Below are 20019 nucleotides of genomic sequence, written 5' to 3' on the forward strand. Positions count from 1 at the left end.
ATGTGTCCATCCTAGAGTCGCTCGCCGCCCTGCGCGGCATCCGCCGTGTCCGAGGTCGCCGCCGCCGGTCAGAACAGCGTGGGGGCGTCTGTGATGGCCCAGGAGGCCCGGTGGAACGGCGAGAGCCCGATCTCCCGGATCGCCTCCCGGTGCTCGAGGCTCGCGTAGCCCTTGTTGCGGTCCCACTGGTACGCGCTGTGGTTGCCGTGCAGCTCGGTCATCAGACCGTCGCGGGCCACCTTCGCGATGACGGATGCCGCCGACACCGAGGCGCAGTCGCGGTCGGCCTTGATGACGGGACGCACACGCAGCGGCACCGGGTGCACCTTAGACACGTAGTCGTGGTTTCCGTCGAGCAGGACGAGGGCGTTCTCGAGAACAGCACCCTGGTCGACGACGGACTGCACGGCGCGGGATGCCGCGAGCCCCAGGGCGCGCATGATCCCGACCTCATCGATCTCCGCCGCGCTCGCCCAGCCGACGGCGGAGGCCTGCACCCACGCTGCCGCGCGCGCCGCGACCTCGGGTCGGCGCTTCTCCGTGACGAGCTTCGAGTCGCGGAGCCCTTCGGGCACACGTCGGCGGGCGCCGGCGGCGTCCATGACCGCCGCGCCGACGGCGACGGGGCCGGCCAGCGCACCCCGACCCACCTCGTCGAGCGAGATGATCAGCTCGCACTCGCCCAGGAGCCTGCGCTCCAGGGTCAGCCTCGGCGTGGCGACGGTCATTCCGGATCGGGGACGCCGTTGAAGATCTGGTGGTGACCGTCGATGGTCCCCAGCCGATCGAGGGGCCAGGTGGTGAGGAAGGCCTTGCCGACGACGTTCGCCAAGGGGACGAATCCGCCGCTGGGCAGTTCCTGGTGCGCTCGCGAGTCGCGCGAGCGATCGCGGTTGTCCCCCAGCAGCCACACGGAGTCCTCCGGGACGACGACGTCGAACGGCTCGTTGGAGGCCGCGGTGTCGCCCTCCGGCAGGTTCAGGTAGCTGAGCTCGTCGATCGGCGCCCCGTTGATCGTGATCTGGCCGAGCGCGTTGCAGCACACGACCCGGTCACCCGCGACGCCGATGACGCGCTTGACGAGATGGTCCTGCGAATCGGTCGCAGAGATGCCGACGAAGTTCAGCACCCAGTCGACGGCCTCGACGAGCGGCGGCTGCGCCGGCGTCTGCGGCTGGCCGTCGAGCCAGCCGCCCGGATCCTTGAAGACCACGACATCGCCGCGCTCGTACCCGGTCCAGCGCGGCGTGAGCTCGTCGACGAGGATCCGGTCGTTGATGAGCAGCGTGCGCTCCATGGACGCGGAGGGGATGTAGAACGACCGCACGACGAAGGACTTGACCACGAACGAGACGAGTGCGGCGATCAGGATGATGACGAGCACGTCGCGGAGGAAGACGAGGAACCCCCGACGGCGTCTGGACGAGGACGCGGTCGCGGTCGGAGAGTCGGTCATGAGGTTCCTTCGCAGTGTTCACCGCCGAGATCGCGGGCGTATCAAGGTTCGCACACCCGGGGCACAACAAAGCACCCCGGGACATCGTGTCCCGGGGTGCTGTGGAGTTGCTGCGACTCAGCGGTCGCGCTTCTCCTTGATCTTCGCCTTCTTGCCACGGAGCTGGCGGAGGTAGTAGAGCTTCGCGCGACGCACGTCACCGCGGGTGACGACCTCGATGTGGTCGATCACCGGGGAGTGCACCGGGAAGGTGCGCTCGACGCCCACCTGGAAGCTGATCTTGCGGACCGTGAAGGTCTCGCGCACGCCGTCGCCCTGGCGGCCGATGACGACGCCCTGGAAGACCTGGATACGAGAACGGTTGCCCTCGGTGATGTTCACGTGGACCTTCACGTTGTCACCGGGGTGGAAGACGGGGATGTCGGAACGGAGTGAAGCCGCGTCGACGGCGTCGAGGATCTGCATGATCGTCTCTCTCTGCACTCGCCACAGGTCGGATGCATGATTTCAGAAGGAACAAGAAAGGGATGTGCCGTACGGCGCTGACGCGTCCGCGGGCTCCCCTGAGGCAGAGCCGGACACGGCACAAAGAACCATTCTGCCACGGATGCAGTCCGCCGCCAAAACGCCGCGTCAGTCGCGGCTGTCGGTCTCCCTGACCACGATGACCTCGTGCGCCCGCGTCGGCGGGGCCTGCTCGTCGGACGCGGGGATCGTCGACCAGGAGATCGTCTCGCGCAGCCGCGCACCGCTCCCCTTCGCCTCGTTCCACAGCTGCCACAGCTGCAGCCAGACGAGGCCGATCCCGACGACGATCGCGGCGGCCAGCAGCCATCCGAACGCGCCGTCGATGAAGAATCCCACGGCGATCGTCAGCCCGTGCCAGAGCGCGAATCCGGCGACGTCCCACCAGGAGACGGCGCGCTCGATCCGCACCGAGGGCCGGGAGCGCGTGAGCAGCGTGAGCACGAGCTGACCCACGAACACCGACGGCATCGCGATCAGCAGCACCCAGAGGATGGACCAGCCGCCCTGGAAGACGCCCCATCCGATCAGCAGCCACAGGGGCAGCAGGAACGCGGCCGGCACGAGCCAGCGGAAGAACGCCTGACGCAACCACATGCTCAGATCGTACGACGCCGATCAGACGCCCGCCCCGGTGTTCGCTGTGAGCGCGCGAGGACCCGGGGCCGTCGCATCAGGGAGAATGGGAGGGACGAGAGGACACCCGATGATCGAACTGCGCACCCCCGCCGAGATCGACGAGATGCGCGCGGCCGGACGCTTCGTGGCCGAGACCCTGGCGACGCTGCGCGACGAGACGAAGGTGGGCACGAACCTGCTCTCCATCGACCGTCGGGCCCACGAGATGATCCGCAAGGCCGGTGCGGAGTCCTGCTACATCGACTACCACCCCTCCTTCGGCGCGAGCCCCTTCGGCAAGGTCATCTGCACCTCGGTGAACGACGCGGTCCTGCACGGGCTCCCCCACGACTACACGCTGCGCGACGGCGATCTCGTGACCCTCGACTTCGCCGTGTCCGTCGACGGCTGGGTCGCGGACTCGGCGGTCTCGTTCATCGTCGGCACACCTCGCGAAGAGGACCTGCGGCTCATCGACACGACAGAGCGCGCACTCGATGCCGCGATCGCGACGTCCGTCGTGGGCAACCGCATCGGCGACATCTCGGCCGCGGTCGCCGAGGTCGCGCATGGCGATGGCTACTCGATCAACACCGACTTCGGCGGCCACGGGGTCGGCCGCACCATGCACGGCGACCCGCACGTCCCGAACGACGGCCGCGCGGGCCGTGGCTTCCCGCTCCGCTCCGGCCTCGTCCTGGCCCTCGAGCCCTGGTTCCTCGCGACGACCGATGAGCTGGTGACGGATCCCGACGGCTGGACGCTGCGGAGCGTCGACGGCTCGCGGGGCGCGCACTCCGAGCACACCATCGCGATCACCGAGAGCGGTCCGATCATCCTCACCGACCGCTCGTTCCTCGGCGTCGACTGACGGAGCGGGACGCCGGCGCGGAGCGTGTGCCATCCTGAGTCCATGATCCCGCAGGACCGTCACGTGCCGGAGCGCCTGTTCCTCGCCCGGCACGGCCAGACGACCTGGAATCTCGAGCACCGGCTGCAGGGGCAGCTCGACTCCCCGCTCACGGCCGACGGCATCGCCCAGGCGACGGCGATGGCCGAGCACCTCGTCGGCTCGGGAGTGGTGACGGTGTGCAGCAGCCCTCTCGGTCGAGCGCTGCGGACAGCCGTGATCATCGCCGAGCGCATCGGCGCCGATCTCATCGAGGTCCCTGAGCTGGCGGAGCTACATCACGGCGAGTTGGCGGGGATGACGTGGGAGGAGATCGACCAGGAGTTCCCCGGAGCGCGAGAGGAGCGCGCCGACAATCGCTGGGGCTGGGCCTTCCCCGGTGGCGAGAGTTATGCCCAGGCGCGCGCCAGGGCGAGGAAGGCGCTGAGCAGCTGCGGGTGGGCCTCGAACGGCGTCCCGCTGCTGGTGAGCCACGAGATGATCGGGCGGATGCTGCGCGCCGAACTCCGCGGTCTCGACGCCACAGCCGCCCTGGGGCTGCGACATCCGCAAGGCGTCATCTTCGAGATCGAGCGCGGTTCCGAGCGGATGCTCTGACCGACGCGGCCCGACGGCTCAGGACTCGGAGCCGTCCTCGTCGGGCAGCAGATCCGGACGGCGGCGGCGCGTGCGCTCGATCTGCTGGTCGCGGCGCCAGGAGGCGATGACGGCGTGGTTGCCGCTGAGGAGCACATCCGGCACCGCCCGGTCGCGCCAGCTCGAGGGCTTCGTGTACGACGGGTACTCGAGGAGACCGTCCTCGTGACTCTCTTCGACGAGACTCTCCGGGTTGCCGACGACCCCGGGGATCAGGCGTCCGATGGCCTCGATCATCGCCATCGTGGCGACCTCTCCCCCGTTGAGCACGTAGTCGCCGAGACTGATCAGCCGCACCTCGCCGAGGTCGGCCGCGTACTCGAAGACGCGCTCGTCGATGCCCTCGTACCGGCCGCATCCGAAGATCAGGTGCTGCCGCGAGGACAGCTCACGGGCGGTCGACTGGGTGAAGACCTCGCCCGCAGGAGAGGGGAAGATGATCGTCGGGCGCTCTGCATAGGCCGAGGCGGACGGTGCCGCCAGTTCGTCGAGCGCGAGACCCCAGGGCTCCGGCTTCATCACCATGCCGGCACCACCGCCGTAGGGCGTGTCGTCGACCGTGCGATGGCGGTCGGAGGTCCAGTCGCGCAGGTCCCGGACGTGGAGGTCGAGGATGCCGGCGTCCCTGGCCTTGCCGAGAAGCGAGAGCGTCAGCCCGTCGAAGTACGACGGGAAGATCGAGAGGACGTCGATGCGCACGGGGGAACCGTATCAGCGCTCACTCGGACGCGTCGGCGTCCGCGGCGTCTTCCGACTCGGCATCCGGCAGTTCCTCGAAGAGCCCGGGAGGCGGCGTGACGATGACGCGGCCGCCCGCGACGTCGACGGTCGGCACGAGCGCCGCGACGAACGGGACCATGACCTCCCTCTCACCGGACTTGACGATGAGGAGATCCTGAGCCGGGAAGTGCTCGACGCGCGAGACACGCCCGACCACGACGTCGTCGCGGACGACGTCGAGACCGACGAGCTGGTGATCGAACCAGGCGTCGTCCTCGACCTCGTCGTCGTCCTGATCGATCCAGAGGATCGCCTTGACCAGGCTCTCGGCACCGTCACGGTCGTCGACGTCCTCGAAGAAAACGACGGGATTGCCGTTCATCACGCGGTACTCGCGGACGGTGATGTCCTTGCCATGCCACGGAGATGCCTCAGGCACCTGCAACGTGAACGCGGCTCCCGGAACGAAGCGTCGCTCCGGATTGTCTGTGTACAGCTCGAGCTTGAGGGCGCCCTTGAGGCCGTGGGCCTTGACGAGACGCCCGACCCGCAGCTGGTTCTTGCCCTGGTTCCGGTCCTTCGGCACCACGTCAGTCGTCCGCGACGTCGACGCGGACGCGACGCCCGTCGGCCAGAGCGCTGACGAGGGTGCGAAGGGCCTTGGCCGTGCGGCCGCCGCGCCCGATCACGCGTCCACGGTCATCGGGGTGCACGCGCACCTCGAGGAGGTCGCCTCGCGGCGATGTGGATTCGTTGATGCGGACATCCTCCGGGTGATCGACGATCCCCTTGACGATGTGTTCGAGCGCGGCGGCGAGCACGACGGCTTACTCTGCGTCGGCGGCGGGAGCCTCGGCGGCCTCCGCGTCGGCGGCGGGAGCGGCGGGAGCCTCCTCAGCGGGAGCCTCTGCCTTCTTCTCGACCTTGGGCTTCACGACCGACTTCTTGGAGCCGTCGATCTCGAAGGCAGCCTTGGGCTCCTTGACCTTGACGGTCGACTTCGCGTCCTTGTCGCCCTTGAACTTGCCCCAGTCGCCCGTGAGCTTGAGGATGGCGGCGACCTGCTCGGTCGGCTGCGCGCCGACGGAGAGCCAGTACTGCGCCCGGTCGGAGTCGACCTCGATGAAGGAGGGCTCCTCGGTCGGGTGGTACTTGCCGATCTCCTCGATCACGCGACCATCGCGCTTGGTCTTCGAGTCGGCGACGACGATGCGGTAGTACGGCGCGCGGATCTTGCCCAGGCGCTTGAGACGAATCTTTACAGCCACGATTCTCCTGAATTGTGTGGAAGGAAGGAACTGATCGCCTGGAGAGTGGGGTGCACACCCGGCGGAAGCTCAGGGGGTGGACGTCTGCTGGATAGAGGGTCGAGCAGGTCGTCCGACCTTCTATTCTGCCAGATGCCCGTCCCCGGCGCGAAACGCGGGGAAACGGCGCTGATCGTGTCGCGGTGGCTGCGTGTCAGACTGTGCTCGTGAAGCTCGAATTCGCCTCTTCTGCCCGATCCACCGTCGGCATCGAATGGGAGATCATGCTCGCGGACCCCGTGAGCGGTGACCTGGTCGGGCGCGCTCCCGAACTGCTCGCCGCACTGGAGGAGGAGAGCGCCGACGAGCGGCACACCGTGACCGGCGAACTCCTCACGAACACGATCGAGGTCACCAGCGGAATCGGCGACTCGGTCGCGCACGCGGTGGACGACATCGCCAACGCGATCGCCGCGGTCCGCTCGGCGACCGACCCCGCGGGCATCGAGCTCCTGTCGGCCGGGAGCCACCCGTTCGCACAGTGGTTCGACCAGGAGGTGACGGACAAGACGCGGTACCACACCCTCATCGAGCGCACCCAGTGGTGGGGGCGCAACATGATGATCTGGGGCATCCACGTGCACATCGGCGTCGAGGACCAGCGCAAGGTGTTCCCGATCATCAACGCGCTGGCCGGTTACCTCCCGCACCTGCAGGCCCTGGCCGCTTCGAGTCCGTTCTGGGCGGGCGAGCGCACCGGCTACGCATCGAACCGCGCCCTCGTGTTCCAGCAGCTGCCGACAGCGGGCCTCCCCTGGCCTCTGCAGGACTGGTCGCAGTACGAGTCGTACCTCGACGACATGGTGCGCACCGGTGTCATGGCCGATGCCACCGAGGTGCGCTGGGACATCCGCCCTGCACCGCGCTGGGGAACCATCGAGGTGCGCGCCTGCGACGGCATGTCGACCCTGCCCGAGCTGGCCTCTGTCGCCGCTCTCGTGCAGGTGCTGGTGGAGGACTTCTCCCGGCAGCTCGACGAGGGGCGCACGCTCCCCGAGATGCCGGCCTGGTTCCATCGCGAGAACAAGTGGCGCGCCGCCCGGTACGGCATGGACGCGCGCGTGATCGTCGACGCGGCGGGGACCCAGCGCCCGGTGCGCGAGCACCTCGCCGAGACGCTGGAGGAACTGGCTCCGGTCGCGGTGGAGCTCGGGTGCGTCCGCGAGTTCGGCAGCATCGCGACCACCCTGGAAGACGGTGCGAGCTACGAGCGCCAGCTCACGATCGCCAACGCGACGGGCGGCGACCTCGGCGCCGTGGTGCAGCATCTGATCCGCGAGTTCCGGTCCGGCCCCGAGTCGTCGATCGAGGAACCGTAGGGCTCAGTCCTCCACGAGCCGGCGCGCGAGCCCCTCGTCCAGGACGACATCGGTGATGAGCTCGGCCGCGATCGCGGCGTGCAGACTGACGAGCTTCGGGATGCCGGAGACCACGCAGACCCGCCGCGGCACACGACGGAGACGGTCCAGGCCCGGCCCGGTCGCCCGCGCGTTGACGCGGATGTCCCGCCACGTGCCGTCGGCCCGGAAGAACACCGTGGCCACGTCGCCGATCGCGTGGTCCTCACGGAGGCTCCGGTAGTCCTCGCGTCCGAGGTAGCCGCCGACGTACACGCGGCTGGGCACCTCGGCAGCGGGTGAGCCGAGGCTGAACACCGCGATGTCCATCTTCGCCTGGAGATCGAGGACGCGGCGCGTGCTCCGCTCCCTCCACATCGCCTCGCGGGTCGCCGGATCGTCGAAGAACGCCGGCACGGGGAACTGCTGCACCTGTGCGCCGAAAGCGCTGCCGAACCGCTGCAGGATGTCGCTGGAGTACTCGACGCCGCTGGTCTGCGTGTTACCCGCCCCGTTGAGCTGCACGAACGTCGTATTGTGCGTCTCCTTCTGGGTGAGCCCTCGACTGACCGCACTGATCGTCGATCCCCAGGCGACGCCGATGATCATGTTGGAGTCGACGAACTGGGACAGCAGGCGGCCGGCGGTCAGCGCGACCCGCTCCAGACGCTCGACCTCGCTGACGATCTCCGGCATCGGGACGACGTGCGCGGCGACGCGATACCGGTCGCGGATGCGCTGCTCCAGCATGCCGAGGCGCTCCAGCGGGGAGTTGATGCGGATGTCGACCAGTCCGCTCTCCCTGGCGAAGCTCAGCAGGCGCGAGACCGAGGATCGCGACGTGTGCAGCTCCTGCGCGATGACCTCCATGGTCTTGTCCTGCATGTAGTAGAGCTGTGCGGCGGTGAGCGCCGCGATCAGCTTCGCGTCGCGTGATTGCGCTCCGGGACCGGTCATGACATCCTCCTCGACCTCGATCCTTGCACATATGTGCAGTGGGGTTGCGCACGGCGGGCGCACAGGTCGATGCTGGGGGCAAGCAAGGAAGAGAGTTCGAGAATGAACGATTCGACACACTCATCGGCGGAGCGGGCCGAGGTCCGCGACATCCGCGAATCCGGCACGACGAGCGTCCTCGTCATCGGCGGCGGGATCAACGGCATCTCGACGTTCCGGGACCTGGCCCTGCAGGGTGTGGACGTGCTCCTCGTCGAACGCGGCGATTTCGCCTCCGGCGCATCGGCGGCATCGAGCCACATGATCCACGGCGGCATCCGGTATCTGGAGAACGGCGAGTTCCGTCTCGTCCGCGAATCCGTCCAGGAGCGCAACGGCCTCCTGAAGATCGCTCCGCACTACGTCAAGCCGCTCCAGACGACGATCCCGATCTACTCGACGTTCTCCGGCATCCTCTCCGCTCCCCTGCGCTTCCTCACGCACAAGAGCGGCAAGCCCCAGGAACGCGGCGCGTTCCTCATCAAGGTGGGCCTGACGATCTACGACACGTTCTCGCGTGACGGCGGCATGGTGCCGCGCCACCGCTTCCTCGGCCGTAAGCGCGCACTGTCGGAGCTGCCTTCGCTCGACCCGAACATCAAGTACACCGCGACGTACTACGACGCCTCGATGCACGACCCGGAGCGGCTCGCGCTCGACGTCCTGCAGGACGGCCTCGCCGCACACCCGGGAGCACACGCCCTCAACTACGTCGAGGCCGTGTCCCGCGACGGCGACAGGGTCGTGCTCCGCGATCGCGAGAGCGGCACCGAGTTCTCCGTGAAGGCCGACGTGGTCGTGAACGCCTCCGGTCCATGGACCGACCTGACCAACGACGCCCTCGGCGTCGACAGCCGCTTCATGGGCGGCACCAAGGGCTCGCACATCGTCCTCGATCACCCCGAGCTCCTCGAGGCGACACAGGGACGCGAGATCTTCTTCGAGCACTCCGACGGACGCATCGTCCTCATCTACCCGCTCAAGGGGCGGGTCCTGGTCGGCACCACCGACATCGACGCGGACCCGCGCGAGGTCGCGGTGTGCACCGACGAGGAGGTCGACTACTTCTTCGAGCTGGTCCACCATGTGTTCCCGAGCATCCCCGTCTCGCGGGAGCAGATCGTCTACAAGTTCTCCGGCATCCGTCCGCTGCCCCGTCACGAGGACACCGCGCCCGGCTTCGTGTCGCGCGACTACCGCATCGAGGTCGACGACAAGGGCTCCGTGCCGCTCGTCAGCCTCGTCGGCGGCAAGTGGACAACATTCCGCGCTCTGGGCGAATCGCTCTCCGACGTCGTGCTCGGCCTCATCGACCGCACCCGCACCGTCTCGACCGCCGGGCGCGCCATCGGCGGCGGACGCGACTTCCCGCGCACCGAGAAGGCGAAGCGCATCTGGATCCAGGAGAACCTCCCGGGGGCGGGCGCCAGGGCCGAGCGGCTCCTCGCCCGGTACGGCACGCGCGCCGCTCAGGTCTGGGAGTACGTCGAGCAGGGATCGGATGCACCTCTCGCCGGCGGCGACCTCTCCACGCGCGAGCTGGAGTGGATGGTCGAGCACGAGATGGTCGCCCGCCTGGAGGACGTCATCCTCCGTCGCACGAGCATCGCCTTCATCGGGAACGCGGATGCCGACGTGCTCGACGAGATCGCCGACGCACTCGCCCCTCTCCTCGGGTGGGATCGCGCACGGCACGACGCCGAGCTCGAGCAGACCCGCGTGCTCCTGAACGAACGACATGGACTCCACATCTCGTCCCGCGCCCGCGGCTGACGAGAGATCCGACCGTCGCCCTCCTTGCGGCGAAACTCCCTCACCGTGTCGGGGCAGAGGGGCCCTGACACTCAAGAAAGGTCAATGAAGACATGGCTGATGTGAATCTCGGTCTCTACTTCCTGTCGGAGCTCGTCGGCACAGCGATGCTGATCCTCCTGGGTTGTGGTGTCGTCGCCAACGTCGCTCTCGCGAAGAACAAGGGCTTCGCCGGCGGCTTCCTGATGGTCAACTGGGGATGGGGCCTCGCCGTCTTCGCCGGTGTGCTCGTCTCCGCGTACTCCGGTGCGATCCTCAACCCCGCCGTCGGCATCGGCCTTCTGGTCGCCGGCAAGATCTCCTTCGTGATGTTCCTCGTCGCCACCGGTGCGGAACTCCTCGGAGCGATCATCGGTGCGATCCTCGTGTGGCTGGCATACAAGCAGCACTTCGACGAGGAGCCCGAGCCCGCCAACAAGCTCGGCGTCTTCTCGACCGGCCCCGCGATCCGCTCGTACGGGTGGAACCTCATCACGGAGATCATCGGCACGTTCGTCCTGGTGTTCGTCATCTTCGCGTTCGCGGACTACGGCGACATCGAGGTCGGCACGCCCGGCGGCCTCGGCCCGCTCACGGCGCTTCCGGTGGCCCTGCTCGTCGTCGCTATCGGCGCCTCGCTCGGTGGACCGACCGGCTACGCGATCAACCCGGCACGTGACCTCGGTCCGCGCATCGCCCACGCGATCCTCCCCATCAAGGGCAAGGGCGCCAGCGACTGGTCCTACTCGTGGGTCCCTGTCGTCGGTCCCCTCATCGGTGGCGTGATCGCCGCCCTCGCCGCACCCGCGCTGCTCGGCCTCGCCGGCTGACGCTCGACGCATCCGCACAGCTATTCAAAGGAGAAGCACAGTGGCTGACTACATCATCGCCATCGACCAGGGAACGACCTCGAGCCGTGCCATCATCTTCGACAAGAAGGGCAGCATCGTCGAGTCCGGCCAGAAGGAGCACGAGCAGATCCTGCCGAAGGCCGGCTGGGTCGAGCACGACGCCGCCGAGATCTGGCGCAACGTCCAGGAGGTCATCGGGCTCGCACTGAGCCGCGCGGACCTCACGCGTCACGACATCGCCGCGATCGGCATCACCAACCAGCGCGAGACCGCGGTGGTCTGGGACCGGAAGACCGGCAAGCCGATCTACAACGCGATCGTCTGGCAGGACACGCGCACGCAGGAGATCGTCGACCGCCTCGCGGCGGACGGCGGCGGCGACCGCTTCAAGGACATCGTCGGCCTCCCGCTGGCGACGTACTTCTCCGGCACCAAGATCGCCTGGATCCTGGAGAACGTCGACGGCGCCCGCGAGAAGGCGGAGGCCGGAGACCTGGCCTTCGGCACCACCGACAGCTGGGTGCTGTGGAACCTCACCGGTGGCGTCGACGGCGGCGTGCACGCGACCGACGTCACGAACGCGTCGCGCACGATGTTCATGGACCTCGAGACGCTGGAGTGGCGCGACGACATCCTGGAGGCGTTCGGTGTGCCGCGCTCGATGATGCCCGAGATCCGCTCCTCCTCCGAGGTCTACGGCGCGGCGGAGGACTCGTCCCTGCTGCGCGAGACGCCGATCGCCGGCATCCTCGGCGATCAGCAGGCGGCGACGTTCGGACAGGCGGCCTTCAACACCGGTGAGAGCAAGAACACCTACGGAACGGGCTGCTTCCTCATCTTCAACACGGGCGAGGAGATCGTCCACTCGAAGAACGGGCTGCTCACCACCGTCGGGTACAAGCTCGGCGACGGTCCGACGCACTACGCGCTCGAGGGCTCGATCGCGGTCACCGGATCCCTGATCCAGTGGCTGCGCGACCAGCTCGGCATCATCTCCTCGGCCCCCGAGGTCGAGAAGCTGGCCGAGCAGGTCGAGGACAACGGCGGCGTCTACATCGTGCCCGCGTTCTCCGGTCTGTTCGCGCCCTACTGGCGCCCGGACGCTCGCGGCGCGATCGTCGGTCTCACCCGGTACGCGAACAAGAACCACATCGCTCGCGCGGCACTCGAGGCCGTGGCGTTCCAGACGCGCGACGTGCTCGATGCGGTCAACGCCGACGCCGGTGTGGACCTCACCGAGCTCAAGGTCGACGGCGGGATGGTCGCGAACGACGCGCTCATGCAGTTCCAGGCCGATGTCCTCGGTGTTCCGGTCGTCCGACCGGTCGTCGCCGAGACCACGGCGCTGGGCGCGGCCTACGCTGCGGGCCTCGCGGTGGGCTTCTGGAACGGTCTGGACGACCTCTCCGCCAACTGGCAGGAGGACAAGCGCTGGGAGCCGACGATGGAAGACGGCGAACGCGACCGCCAGCTGCGCCTGTGGCGCAAGGCCGTCACGAAGTCGATGGACTGGGTCGACGAGGACGTGAAGTAGTCCGCATCATCCGGAAGCGGGTTCGGAGGTCTCCTCCGGACCCGCTTCCTGCTGTGCGGACCCGACGGCGGCGAGGACGTCGAGGAAGGCGCGGGCGGCGCTGCGCGGTCCCGTCCTGTCCCAGGCGACGTATTCGTCCCGGACGGGACCGTGCCGCAGGTCCACGGTGACCACGTCGGCGTTCGATCGGGCGACCACCCCGGGCGCCAGCAGCGTGACCGCGAGCCCTGCCGCGACCAATCCGAGGATGAGCTCGGCCGAGTCCGCCTCGAACGCCACATCGCGCGCCACATGCGCCCCGTCGAAGGCCGCGTCGCTCTGCGCGCGCCCGGAGGTGCCGGCCGGGAAGTCGGCGAACGTCATGTCCGCGAGGTCGCTGATCCGGACGGATGCCGATTCCGCCAGAGCATGCCCGGAGGGGACGACGGCCACGAGACCCTCGGAGGCGAGGAGCCTCGAGGCCACGCCGCTCGGCTGAACCTCTTCCCGGAGCCCCAGGAGCCCGACGTCGAGCTCACCGGCACGGATCGCCGCCATGAGCGCATCGCTGTTCCCCACCCGGAGTTCCACCCTCGCCGACGGGTGCGCCGCGCGATACGCGACGAGGAGGGGGGGAACATCCACGGCCGTCACGGTCGGGATGACGCCGAGCCGAAGCGTGCCGACGATCTCGCCGGCGGAGGCGGCGGCATCCTCCTTGGCCTGCTCCGTCGCGAGGAGAGCCGCCCTGGCGTGCGGGACGAACGCCTCACCCGCCTCGGTCAGGCGGACGCTGCGGCTCGAACGCACGAACAGACGCTGACCGAGCTCGCGCTCGAGCGCGGCGATCTGATGGCTGAGCGCCGACTGCGTGACGAAGCACCGTTCCGCCGCTCGGGTGAAATTCGATGTCGAGGCCACCTCGACGACGTAGCGCAGCTGCTGCAGGTCCATTCAGCCATGATCTCGCTTCATGCTTTTCGTGACAACTATGCGTTGGACTCATCCGAGCCGAGCGAGGAGGCTGAGACCATGAACCGACTGACCATCCTCCTGCTGACGGCGCTCGCCCCGATCGCCTGGGGCACGACCTATCTCGTCACCACCGAGCTCCTGCCCGCCGGACACCCGCTGTTCGCCGGTCTCCTCCGCTCCCTCCCCGCCGGGCTGCTCGCCGTGCTGATCAGTCGGCGGCTCCCCCATGGCGCGTGGTGGTGGAAGTCCCTCGCACTCGGAGCGCTTAACATCGGCGCGTTCTTCCCGCTGCTGTTCCTCGCGGCGGAGCGGCTCCCCGGAGGCGTCGCCGCAGCCGTGGCCGGCGCCCAGCCGCTCATCGTCCTCGCGCTCGGCGCCCTCGTCCTGCAGGAGCGCGTCCGTCCGACCACGGCGGCAGCAGCGGTCGCGGGAGCCGGAGGCGTGGCGCTCGTCGTCCTCGGGCCTGCAGCAGAACTCGACTTCTGGGGCATCCTCGCAGCCCTGGGCGGCGTCTCGGCCACCGGAGTCGGCATGATCCTGACAAAGCGGTGGGGCCGCCCGAGCGGTGTCGGTCCCGTCGCCTACGCAGGGTGGCAGCTCACAGCCGGAGGGCTTCTGCTCCTGCCCGTCACGCTGATCGTCGAGGGCGTCCCTGCGGTGATCGACGGGGGCGCGGTCCTCGGGTACCTGTGGCTCGGCACCGCCGGCGGGATCGTCGCGTACACGCTGTGGTTCCGCGGCATCCAGCAGCTGCCCGTGATCGCTCCCGGCCTGCTCGCGCTGCTCTCCCCCATCGTCGCGACGGTCCTGGGAACGCTCGTCGCCGGAGAGGCCTTCACGCCCATCCAGGCTCTCGGGTTCACCATCACCCTCGGCGCGCTGGTACTCGGCCAGGTCTTCGCCCGTCAGGCGAGGATCGTCGCACCGCCCGCCGAGCCGGCGGCGGTGCCGGCACTGGTCGCTCCGCGCTGAGAGGGGCTCAGCCCTTGCCGAAGAGCTTCTGGATCTCGGCGAGGTCGGCCTCGCTGGGAGCGGCCTGAGCTGCTCCCCCACCGAGGCCGAAACCCGACCCGGTCGGCGCCGACGTCGCGGCGATACCCGCATTCTCGGCCGCGCGCTTGGCCGGGTTCCCGGACCGCGAGCCCCCGGACGACTTGCCCTTCTTCCCGCGCTTCGACGAAGCTCCGGGGCGACCCATGCCGGGCACCGCGCCCATGCCGGGGATGTTCGGGGTGCCGCCGCGAGCCACGGTCTTCATCATCTTCGCGGCCTGCTCGAAACGCTGCACGAGCTGGTTGACGTCGGTGACGGTCATGCCGGAGCCTCGCGCGATGCGCAGACGGCGCGAACCGTTGAGCACCTTCGGGTTGCGCCGCTCGCCCGGGGTCATCGAGCGGATGATCGCCTCGGTGCGGTCGATCTCGCGCTCGTCGAAGTCCTCGAGCTGCTGCTTCATCTGGCCCATGCCCGGGAGCATCCCGAGCATCTTCTTCATCGAGCCCATCTTCTTCATCTGCTGAAGCTGGTCGAGGAAGTCCTCGAGCGTGAAGGCCTCGTTCGCGATCTTCTCGGCCATCTTCGTGGCCTCTTCCTCATCGAAGGCCTGCTGGGCCTGCTCGATGAGGGTGAGGATGTCGCCGAGGTCGAGGATACGGCTCGCCATGCGGTCGGGGTGGAACGGCTCGAGGTCTTCGAGACGCTCGCCCGTCGAGGCGAAGATGATCGGGCGGCCGGTGACCGAGGCCACGGAAAGCGCAGCACCACCGCGGGCGTCGCCGTCGAGCTTGGACAGCACGACGCCGGTGAAGTCGACGCCTTCCTGGAAGGCCTTCGCGGTGTTGACCGCGTCCTGTCCGATCATCGCGTCGATGACGAAGAGGACCTCGTCGGGGTTGACCGCCTTGCGGATGTCGGCGGCCTGCTTCATGAGCTCGGCGTCGACGCCGAGGCGGCCGGCGGTGTCGATGATCACGACATCGTGCTGCTGACGACGCGCGTGCTCCACGCCGTCCCGAGACACCCGCACCGGGTCTCCGACGCCGTTGCCCGGCTCCGGGGCGTACACCGCGGCTCCGGCCTGCTGCGCGACGACCTGGAGCTGATTGACGGCGTTGGGGCGCTGCAGGTCGGCGGCGACGAGCAGCGGGGTGTGCCCTTCCCCTTCGAGCTGCTTGGCGAGCTTGCCCGCGAACGTCGTCTTGCCCGAACCCTGGAGGCCGGCGAGCATGATGACGGTCGGCGCGGTCTTCGCGAACTGCAGACGCCGCTGCTCGCCGCCGAGGATCTGCACGAGCTCCTCGTTGACGATCTGCACGACCTGCTGCGCCGGGTTGAGCGCCTTGTTCACTTCGTCGCCGAGGGCGCGCTCACGCACCTTCGCGGTGAAGTCCTTCACCACGACGAGCGCGACGTCGGCGTCGAGCAGCGCGCGACGGATCTCGCGCACGGTGCCGTCGACGTCGGCCGCGGTGAGCTTCCCCTTCGTGCGCAGGTTGCGGAAGGTCTCGGTGAGCCGATCGGAGAGCGTGCCAAAGGTAGCCATGGTGCTGTCGATTCTACGCGAGCGGAGCGGCGGCGCTCAGCGCGGGGCGGAGCCCGCCGTGCCCGAGGGGATCAGACCGCCCACGGAAGATCATGGATCGTCCCGAGCGCGTCCAGCAGGACGGCCTCCGGCGTTCCCAGACCCGCTCCGTGCTCGGCCCACACGCGCAGCGATGACAGCACCGCGGCCGCGTGCGCCGCGCCGAGGATGTCCGCACAGACGACGTCGACGCCCGACGCGCTCGCGGCACCGGACACGGCGGCGGCGAGCCGGGCGAGACGAAGACCCGTGTCGCGCACGAGCTCGTCCTGCAACCCCATCGCGGCGGCGTTGCGGAGCGCCAGCGCCAGCGGGTCGGGTTCGAAATCGCGCACGACCAGCAGCAGGATGCCGCGCACGGCGTCTCCGGCCGCCGTTCTGCCCAGCGCCTCGAGGGAGGAGATCGCCTGGCCGATCCGCTCGTCCACACCGGACCACAGCACGTCGCTCTTGGATGTGAAGTAGTTGAAGAAGCTCGAGCGGCTCACCCCGGCGCGCTGGGTGATGTCCGCCACGGACGTCGCGTCGTAGCCGCGCTCCAGGAAGAGCTCGCACGCCGCTTCGGCGAGCGTCTCCCGCGACGACGCCTTGGGGCGACCTGCGCGACCGGTGGAGTTCATACCTTCACGCTACCGCCCGGTGCGGCGCGCTGAGCCCGGCCCAGGCGATCAGGAGTATTGTTAGACGCGATCCAACTACCCCACGAAGGTGGCAATGATGCTCGACATCCTCACCCCCGGGTTCACACCGAACCCTGTTCCGTACACCGACGGGTGGGAGCTGCAGCGTCGCGTCCACGCCGACGTCGTCGACGGCACCCGTCACGACACGCTCATCCTGCTCGAACACGAGGCCGTGTACACGGCCGGCAAGCGCACCGAGCCCCACGAGCGGCCGCAGGACGGCACGCCGGTGGTCGACGTCGATCGGGGAGGCAAGATCACCTGGCACGGGCCGGGTCAGCTCGTCGGCTACCCCATCGTCCGGCTGCCCGAGCCGATGGACGTCGTCGCGCACGTGCGCCGCCTGGAGCGGCTGCTGATCGACGTCCTGCGTCCGTTCGGCGTCGACGGCTACCAGGTGGACGGTCGGAGCGGCGTCTGGGTGCGCCGCCCGCTCTCCGAGGACAAGGTCGCGGCCATCGGCGTGCGCGTGCAGCAGGGCGTGACGATGCACGGCTTCGCGATCAACTGCGACAACTCGCTGGCCGGATTCCGCGGGATCATCCCCTGCGGGATCACGGATGCCGGTGTCACCACGGTGAGCGAGGTCGTCGGGAAGACCGTGGCGCCCGCCGACATCGTCGAGTCCGTCATCACCGCCTTCACCGCCGACTACGCCGGAACCGACCTCGCAGGAGCACGCGCATGACCGCCGCACCCGAAGGGCGCAAGCTCCTCCGCCTCGAGATCCGCAACGCCGAGACCCCCATCGAGCGCAAGCCCGAGTGGATCAAGACCAAGGCGAAGATGGGCCCCGAGTACACCGCGCTGCACTCGCTCGTGAAGAGCGAGGACCTCCACACGGTGTGCCAGGAAGCCGGATGCCCGAACATCTTCGAGTGCTGGGAGGACCGCGAGGCGACGTTCCTCATCGGTGGATCCCAGTGCACGCGACGCTGCGACTTCTGCCAGATCGACACCGGCAAGCCGGACGCCTACGACACGGACGAACCGCGACGCGTCGCCGAGAGCGTCCAGCGGATGAACCTCCGCTACGCGACCGTGACGAGCGTCGCGCGAGACGATCTGCCCGACACGGGCGCCTGGCTCAACGCCGAGACCGTCCGGAAGATCCATGAGCTCAACCCGAACACCGGCGTCGAGCTGCTCGCGAACGAGCACAACGCCGATCCCGCGTTCCTCGGTCAGATCTTCGACGCGCGCCCCGAGGTCTTCGCACACAACGTCGAGACGGTGCCCCGCATCTTCAAGCGCATCCGTCCGGCGTTCAAGTACGAGCGGTCCCTCGACGTGCTCACGCAGGGCCGCAACGCCGGACTCATCACCAAGTCGAACCTGATCCTCGGCATGGGCGAAGAGCCGGAGGAGGTCGTCCAGGCTCTGCAGGATCTGCACGACGCCGGCTGCGACATCATCACGATCACGCAGTATCTGCGTCCCACACCGCGCCACCTTCCGGTGGCCCGCTGGGTCAAGCCGGCCGAGTTCGTCGAGTTCAAGGAGGAGGCGGAGCGCATCGGCTTCCTCGGCGTGCTCGCCGGTCCTCTCGTGCGCTCGTCCTACCGCGCGGGTCGGCTGTGGGCGCAGTCGATGGCATCGAAGGGGCGCGAGATCCCCGCGCACCTCGCCCACATCGCCGAGAGCGCGGATCTGGGCTTCGCTCAGGCCGTGTAGTCGAGCGTCGCGCGACAGGGAGTGCGCTCAGTCGGCGCTCATGACCGACTGCACGCTGCCGTCGGATCCCAGGTTCACGAGCAGGACGTCGTCGGTCGAACTGTCGTCGAGGGCGTACTCGAGGACGGCGAACGGCTCGGAACCGCCGTGCTCATCCGCCAGGATCGTCATGCTCATCAGTCGCAGCGAGCGGATGATGTCGACTGCGGCGTCACCCGAGACGTCCACGAGCACGTCGGGCAGATCGTCGCCGTAGGTCTCCTGCTGCTGGAGGATGTACTCGGTCACCTCGCTCGTGCGATCGTCCACCTCGGAGAGCATTCCGCGACGAGCCGTGTCGTCCACATTCTCGAGACCGGCGATGAGCGCAGCGGCGATGTCGAGCGCGTCCGCGGACACGTCGTCCTGGTCAGGAGCCGTGAGATCGACGGTGACGCTCTGGTCGCCGAGTTCGACGGTCTCCGACCAGAAGATCGAGCCGTCGGGTCCTGACGAGAGGAGTCCGAAGTAGTCGTGTTCGATCGCCATAACGCTATGAAACCAGCCTCGTGCTCACTGCGGTAGCCCCGTCCTCAACCGACCAGCGACTGGACGAACACATGGGGGGTGAATCCGGTCAGATCGTCGATGCCCTCGCCCTGCCCGAGCAGCTTCACGGGGATGCCGGTGCGCTCCTGCACGGCGAGCACGAATCCGCCCTTCGCCGAGCCGTCGAGCTTCGTCAGGACGAGACCGGTGACGCCGGCATGCTCCAGGAACGACTCCGCCTGCATGACGCCGTTCTGCCCCGTCGTGGCGTCGAGGACGAGCAGCACCTCGCTGATCGGCGCCTGCTTCTCGATGACACGGCGGATCTTGCCGAGCTCATCCATGAGCCCGCCCTTGGTGTGCAGACGTCCGGCGGTGTCGATGATCGCGATCTCGATGCCTTCGCGCTTGGCGTAGTCGATGGTCTGGAAGGCGACGGATGCCGGATCCTGCCCCTCCTGCTGCGGGCGCACGATCGCCGCTCCCCCGCGCTGCGCCCAGGTGGCGAGCTGATCGACCGCTGCGGCACGGAAGGTGTCGGCCGCCCCGACCACGACGCTGCGCTGGTACCCGCGGAGGAACTTCGTGAACTTGCCGATCGTGGTCGTCTTCCCCACGCCGTTGACCCCGACCACCAGAACGACGGCAGGGCGCTCGGTGAGCTTCAGCGTGGTGTCGAACTTCGCGAAGTGCTCTTCCAGCGTCTCGCGCAGCATCCGCTGCAGATCCTGCGGATCGGTCGTGCGGAAGCGGTCCACCTTCTCGCGGAGCTCCTCGACGACGCGCTCGCTGATGTCGGGTCCGAAGTCCGCGGTGATGAGCGCGGTCTCGAGGTCCTCCCAGGTCGTCTCGTCGATGGTGGGCTTGACGAACATGCCGCGCAGTGCGCGACCGAGAGACCAGGACTTCTCCGCCATG

23 protein-coding genes are annotated in these 20019 nt (G+C 68.5%); 9 read left to right on the plus strand and 14 right to left on the minus strand.

What is annotated here, in order from left to right; genetic code table 11:
* Positions 1-68: 68 nt before the first annotated feature.
* From DC434_RS09640 to DC434_RS09655, 4 genes are all read right to left on the minus strand, one after another.
* Complete coding sequence (locus tag DC434_RS09640; RefSeq protein WP_116635065.1) at positions 69-728, minus strand: ribonuclease HII; 660 nt, start codon at positions 726-728, stop codon at positions 69-71.
* Positions 725-1456, minus strand: coding sequence for a signal peptidase I (gene lepB / locus DC434_RS09645; RefSeq protein ID WP_116635066.1), 732 nt, complete (start codon positions 1454-1456; stop codon positions 725-727). Before lepB ends, DC434_RS09640 begins: the two co-directional genes overlap by 4 nt.
* Before the next feature lie 117 nt (positions 1457-1573).
* Complete coding sequence (gene rplS, locus DC434_RS09650; RefSeq protein WP_116635067.1) at positions 1574-1921, minus strand: 50S ribosomal protein L19; 348 nt, start codon at positions 1919-1921, stop codon at positions 1574-1576.
* A gap of 168 nt (positions 1922-2089) precedes the next feature.
* Positions 2090-2578 carry an MFS transporter permease gene (locus DC434_RS09655; RefSeq protein WP_116635068.1) on the minus strand — a complete coding sequence of 163 codons (489 nt, stop codon included), beginning with the start codon at positions 2576-2578 and terminating at the stop codon, positions 2090-2092.
* Positions 2579-2687: 109 nt separating this feature from the next.
* Between DC434_RS09655 and map the strand changes: the two genes are divergently transcribed.
* The gene (gene map, locus DC434_RS09660; RefSeq protein WP_116635069.1) at positions 2688-3470 is read left to right on the plus strand and encodes a type I methionyl aminopeptidase; all 783 of its coding nucleotides are present in this window, start codon (positions 2688-2690) and stop codon (positions 3468-3470) included.
* Positions 3471-3512: 42 nt separating this feature from the next.
* Entirely contained in the window at positions 3513-4106 is a 594-nt protein-coding gene (locus tag DC434_RS09665; RefSeq protein WP_243408878.1) for a histidine phosphatase family protein, read from the plus strand.
* A gap of 18 nt (positions 4107-4124) precedes the next feature.
* On the opposite strand, the gene trmD is transcribed toward DC434_RS09665, so the two are convergent.
* Genes trmD through rpsP form a run of 4 tightly spaced genes read right to left on the minus strand, consistent with a single transcriptional unit; the run spans position 4125 to position 6133 of the window.
* A complete protein-coding gene (gene trmD / locus DC434_RS09670; RefSeq protein WP_116635070.1) occupies positions 4125-4844 on the minus strand; it encodes a tRNA (guanosine(37)-N1)-methyltransferase TrmD in 720 nt (239 codons plus the stop codon).
* A gap of 19 nt (positions 4845-4863) precedes the next feature.
* On the minus strand, positions 4864-5454 hold the full coding sequence (gene rimM / locus DC434_RS09675; protein WP_116635071.1) for a ribosome maturation factor RimM: 591 nt from the start codon (positions 5452-5454) through the stop codon (positions 4864-4866).
* A 1-nt stretch (position 5455) separates the two neighbouring features.
* Entirely contained in the window at positions 5456-5686 is a 231-nt protein-coding gene (locus tag DC434_RS09680; RefSeq protein WP_017830729.1) for an RNA-binding protein, read from the minus strand.
* A gap of 6 nt (positions 5687-5692) precedes the next feature.
* Positions 5693-6133: a 30S ribosomal protein S16 gene (rpsP, locus tag DC434_RS09685; protein WP_116635072.1), complete on the minus strand. Its 441-nt coding sequence runs from the start codon at positions 6131-6133 to the stop codon at positions 5693-5695.
* Between the two features lie 206 nt (positions 6134-6339).
* Between rpsP and DC434_RS09690 the strand changes: the two genes are divergently transcribed.
* Complete coding sequence (locus DC434_RS09690; RefSeq protein ID WP_116635411.1) at positions 6340-7491, plus strand: glutamate--cysteine ligase; 1152 nt, start codon at positions 6340-6342, stop codon at positions 7489-7491.
* Between the two features lie 3 nt (positions 7492-7494).
* On the opposite strand, the gene DC434_RS09695 is transcribed toward DC434_RS09690, so the two are convergent.
* Positions 7495-8466: a sugar-binding domain-containing protein gene (locus DC434_RS09695; protein WP_116635073.1), complete on the minus strand. Its 972-nt coding sequence runs from the start codon at positions 8464-8466 to the stop codon at positions 7495-7497.
* A 102-nt stretch (positions 8467-8568) separates the two neighbouring features.
* Here DC434_RS09695 and DC434_RS09700 point away from each other — a divergent pair, with 102 nt between their 5' ends.
* From DC434_RS09700 to glpK, 3 genes are all read left to right on the plus strand, one after another.
* Complete coding sequence (locus tag DC434_RS09700; RefSeq protein ID WP_116635074.1) at positions 8569-10278, plus strand: glycerol-3-phosphate dehydrogenase/oxidase; 1710 nt, start codon at positions 8569-8571, stop codon at positions 10276-10278.
* 92 nt (positions 10279-10370) lie between these two features.
* Positions 10371-11126 carry an MIP/aquaporin family protein gene (locus DC434_RS09705; RefSeq protein ID WP_116635075.1) on the plus strand — a complete coding sequence of 252 codons (756 nt, stop codon included), beginning with the start codon at positions 10371-10373 and terminating at the stop codon, positions 11124-11126.
* 40 nt (positions 11127-11166) lie between these two features.
* Complete coding sequence (glpK, locus tag DC434_RS09710) at positions 11167-12681, plus strand: glycerol kinase GlpK (protein ID WP_116635076.1); 1515 nt, start codon at positions 11167-11169, stop codon at positions 12679-12681.
* A 6-nt stretch (positions 12682-12687) separates the two neighbouring features.
* Here glpK and DC434_RS09715 read toward each other — a convergent pair whose 3' ends face one another.
* Positions 12688-13614 (minus strand): LysR substrate-binding domain-containing protein, encoded by a 927-nt coding sequence (locus DC434_RS09715; protein WP_116635077.1) that lies wholly within the window; start codon positions 13612-13614, stop codon positions 12688-12690.
* A gap of 78 nt (positions 13615-13692) precedes the next feature.
* Between DC434_RS09715 and DC434_RS09720 the strand changes: the two genes are divergently transcribed.
* Positions 13693-14607: an EamA family transporter gene (locus DC434_RS09720; RefSeq protein WP_116635078.1), complete on the plus strand. Its 915-nt coding sequence runs from the start codon at positions 13693-13695 to the stop codon at positions 14605-14607.
* A 7-nt stretch (positions 14608-14614) separates the two neighbouring features.
* Here the strand turns inward: DC434_RS09720 and ffh are convergent, their stop codons facing one another.
* Both ffh and DC434_RS09730 read right to left on the minus strand, forming a co-directional pair.
* A complete protein-coding gene (gene ffh / locus DC434_RS09725; protein ID WP_116635079.1) occupies positions 14615-16177 on the minus strand; it encodes a signal recognition particle protein in 1563 nt (520 codons plus the stop codon).
* A 71-nt stretch (positions 16178-16248) separates the two neighbouring features.
* On the minus strand, positions 16249-16836 hold the full coding sequence (locus DC434_RS09730; protein WP_116635080.1) for a TetR/AcrR family transcriptional regulator: 588 nt from the start codon (positions 16834-16836) through the stop codon (positions 16249-16251).
* A 97-nt stretch (positions 16837-16933) separates the two neighbouring features.
* Here DC434_RS09730 and lipB point away from each other — a divergent pair, with 97 nt between their 5' ends.
* A complete protein-coding gene (gene lipB / locus DC434_RS09735; RefSeq protein WP_116635412.1) occupies positions 16934-17587 on the plus strand; it encodes a lipoyl(octanoyl) transferase LipB in 654 nt (217 codons plus the stop codon).
* Positions 17584-18573, plus strand: coding sequence for a lipoyl synthase (gene lipA / locus DC434_RS09740; protein WP_116635081.1), 990 nt, complete (start codon positions 17584-17586; stop codon positions 18571-18573). Before lipB ends, lipA begins: the two co-directional genes overlap by 4 nt.
* A gap of 27 nt (positions 18574-18600) precedes the next feature.
* On the opposite strand, the gene DC434_RS09745 is transcribed toward lipA, so the two are convergent.
* Together DC434_RS09745 and ftsY are read right to left on the minus strand one after the other, a co-directional pair.
* The gene (locus DC434_RS09745) at positions 18601-19101 is read right to left on the minus strand and encodes a DUF2004 domain-containing protein (protein WP_116635082.1); all 501 of its coding nucleotides are present in this window, start codon (positions 19099-19101) and stop codon (positions 18601-18603) included.
* 44 nt (positions 19102-19145) lie between these two features.
* On the minus strand, positions 19146-20018 hold the full coding sequence (gene ftsY, locus DC434_RS09750; RefSeq protein ID WP_116635083.1) for a signal recognition particle-docking protein FtsY: 873 nt from the start codon (positions 20016-20018) through the stop codon (positions 19146-19148).
* Between the last annotated feature and the right edge of the window lies 1 nt (position 20019).

The sequence above is a fragment of the Microbacterium sp. TPD7012 genome, from assembly GCF_003075395.1.
Classification (GTDB): domain Bacteria; phylum Actinomycetota; class Actinomycetes; order Actinomycetales; family Microbacteriaceae; genus Microbacterium.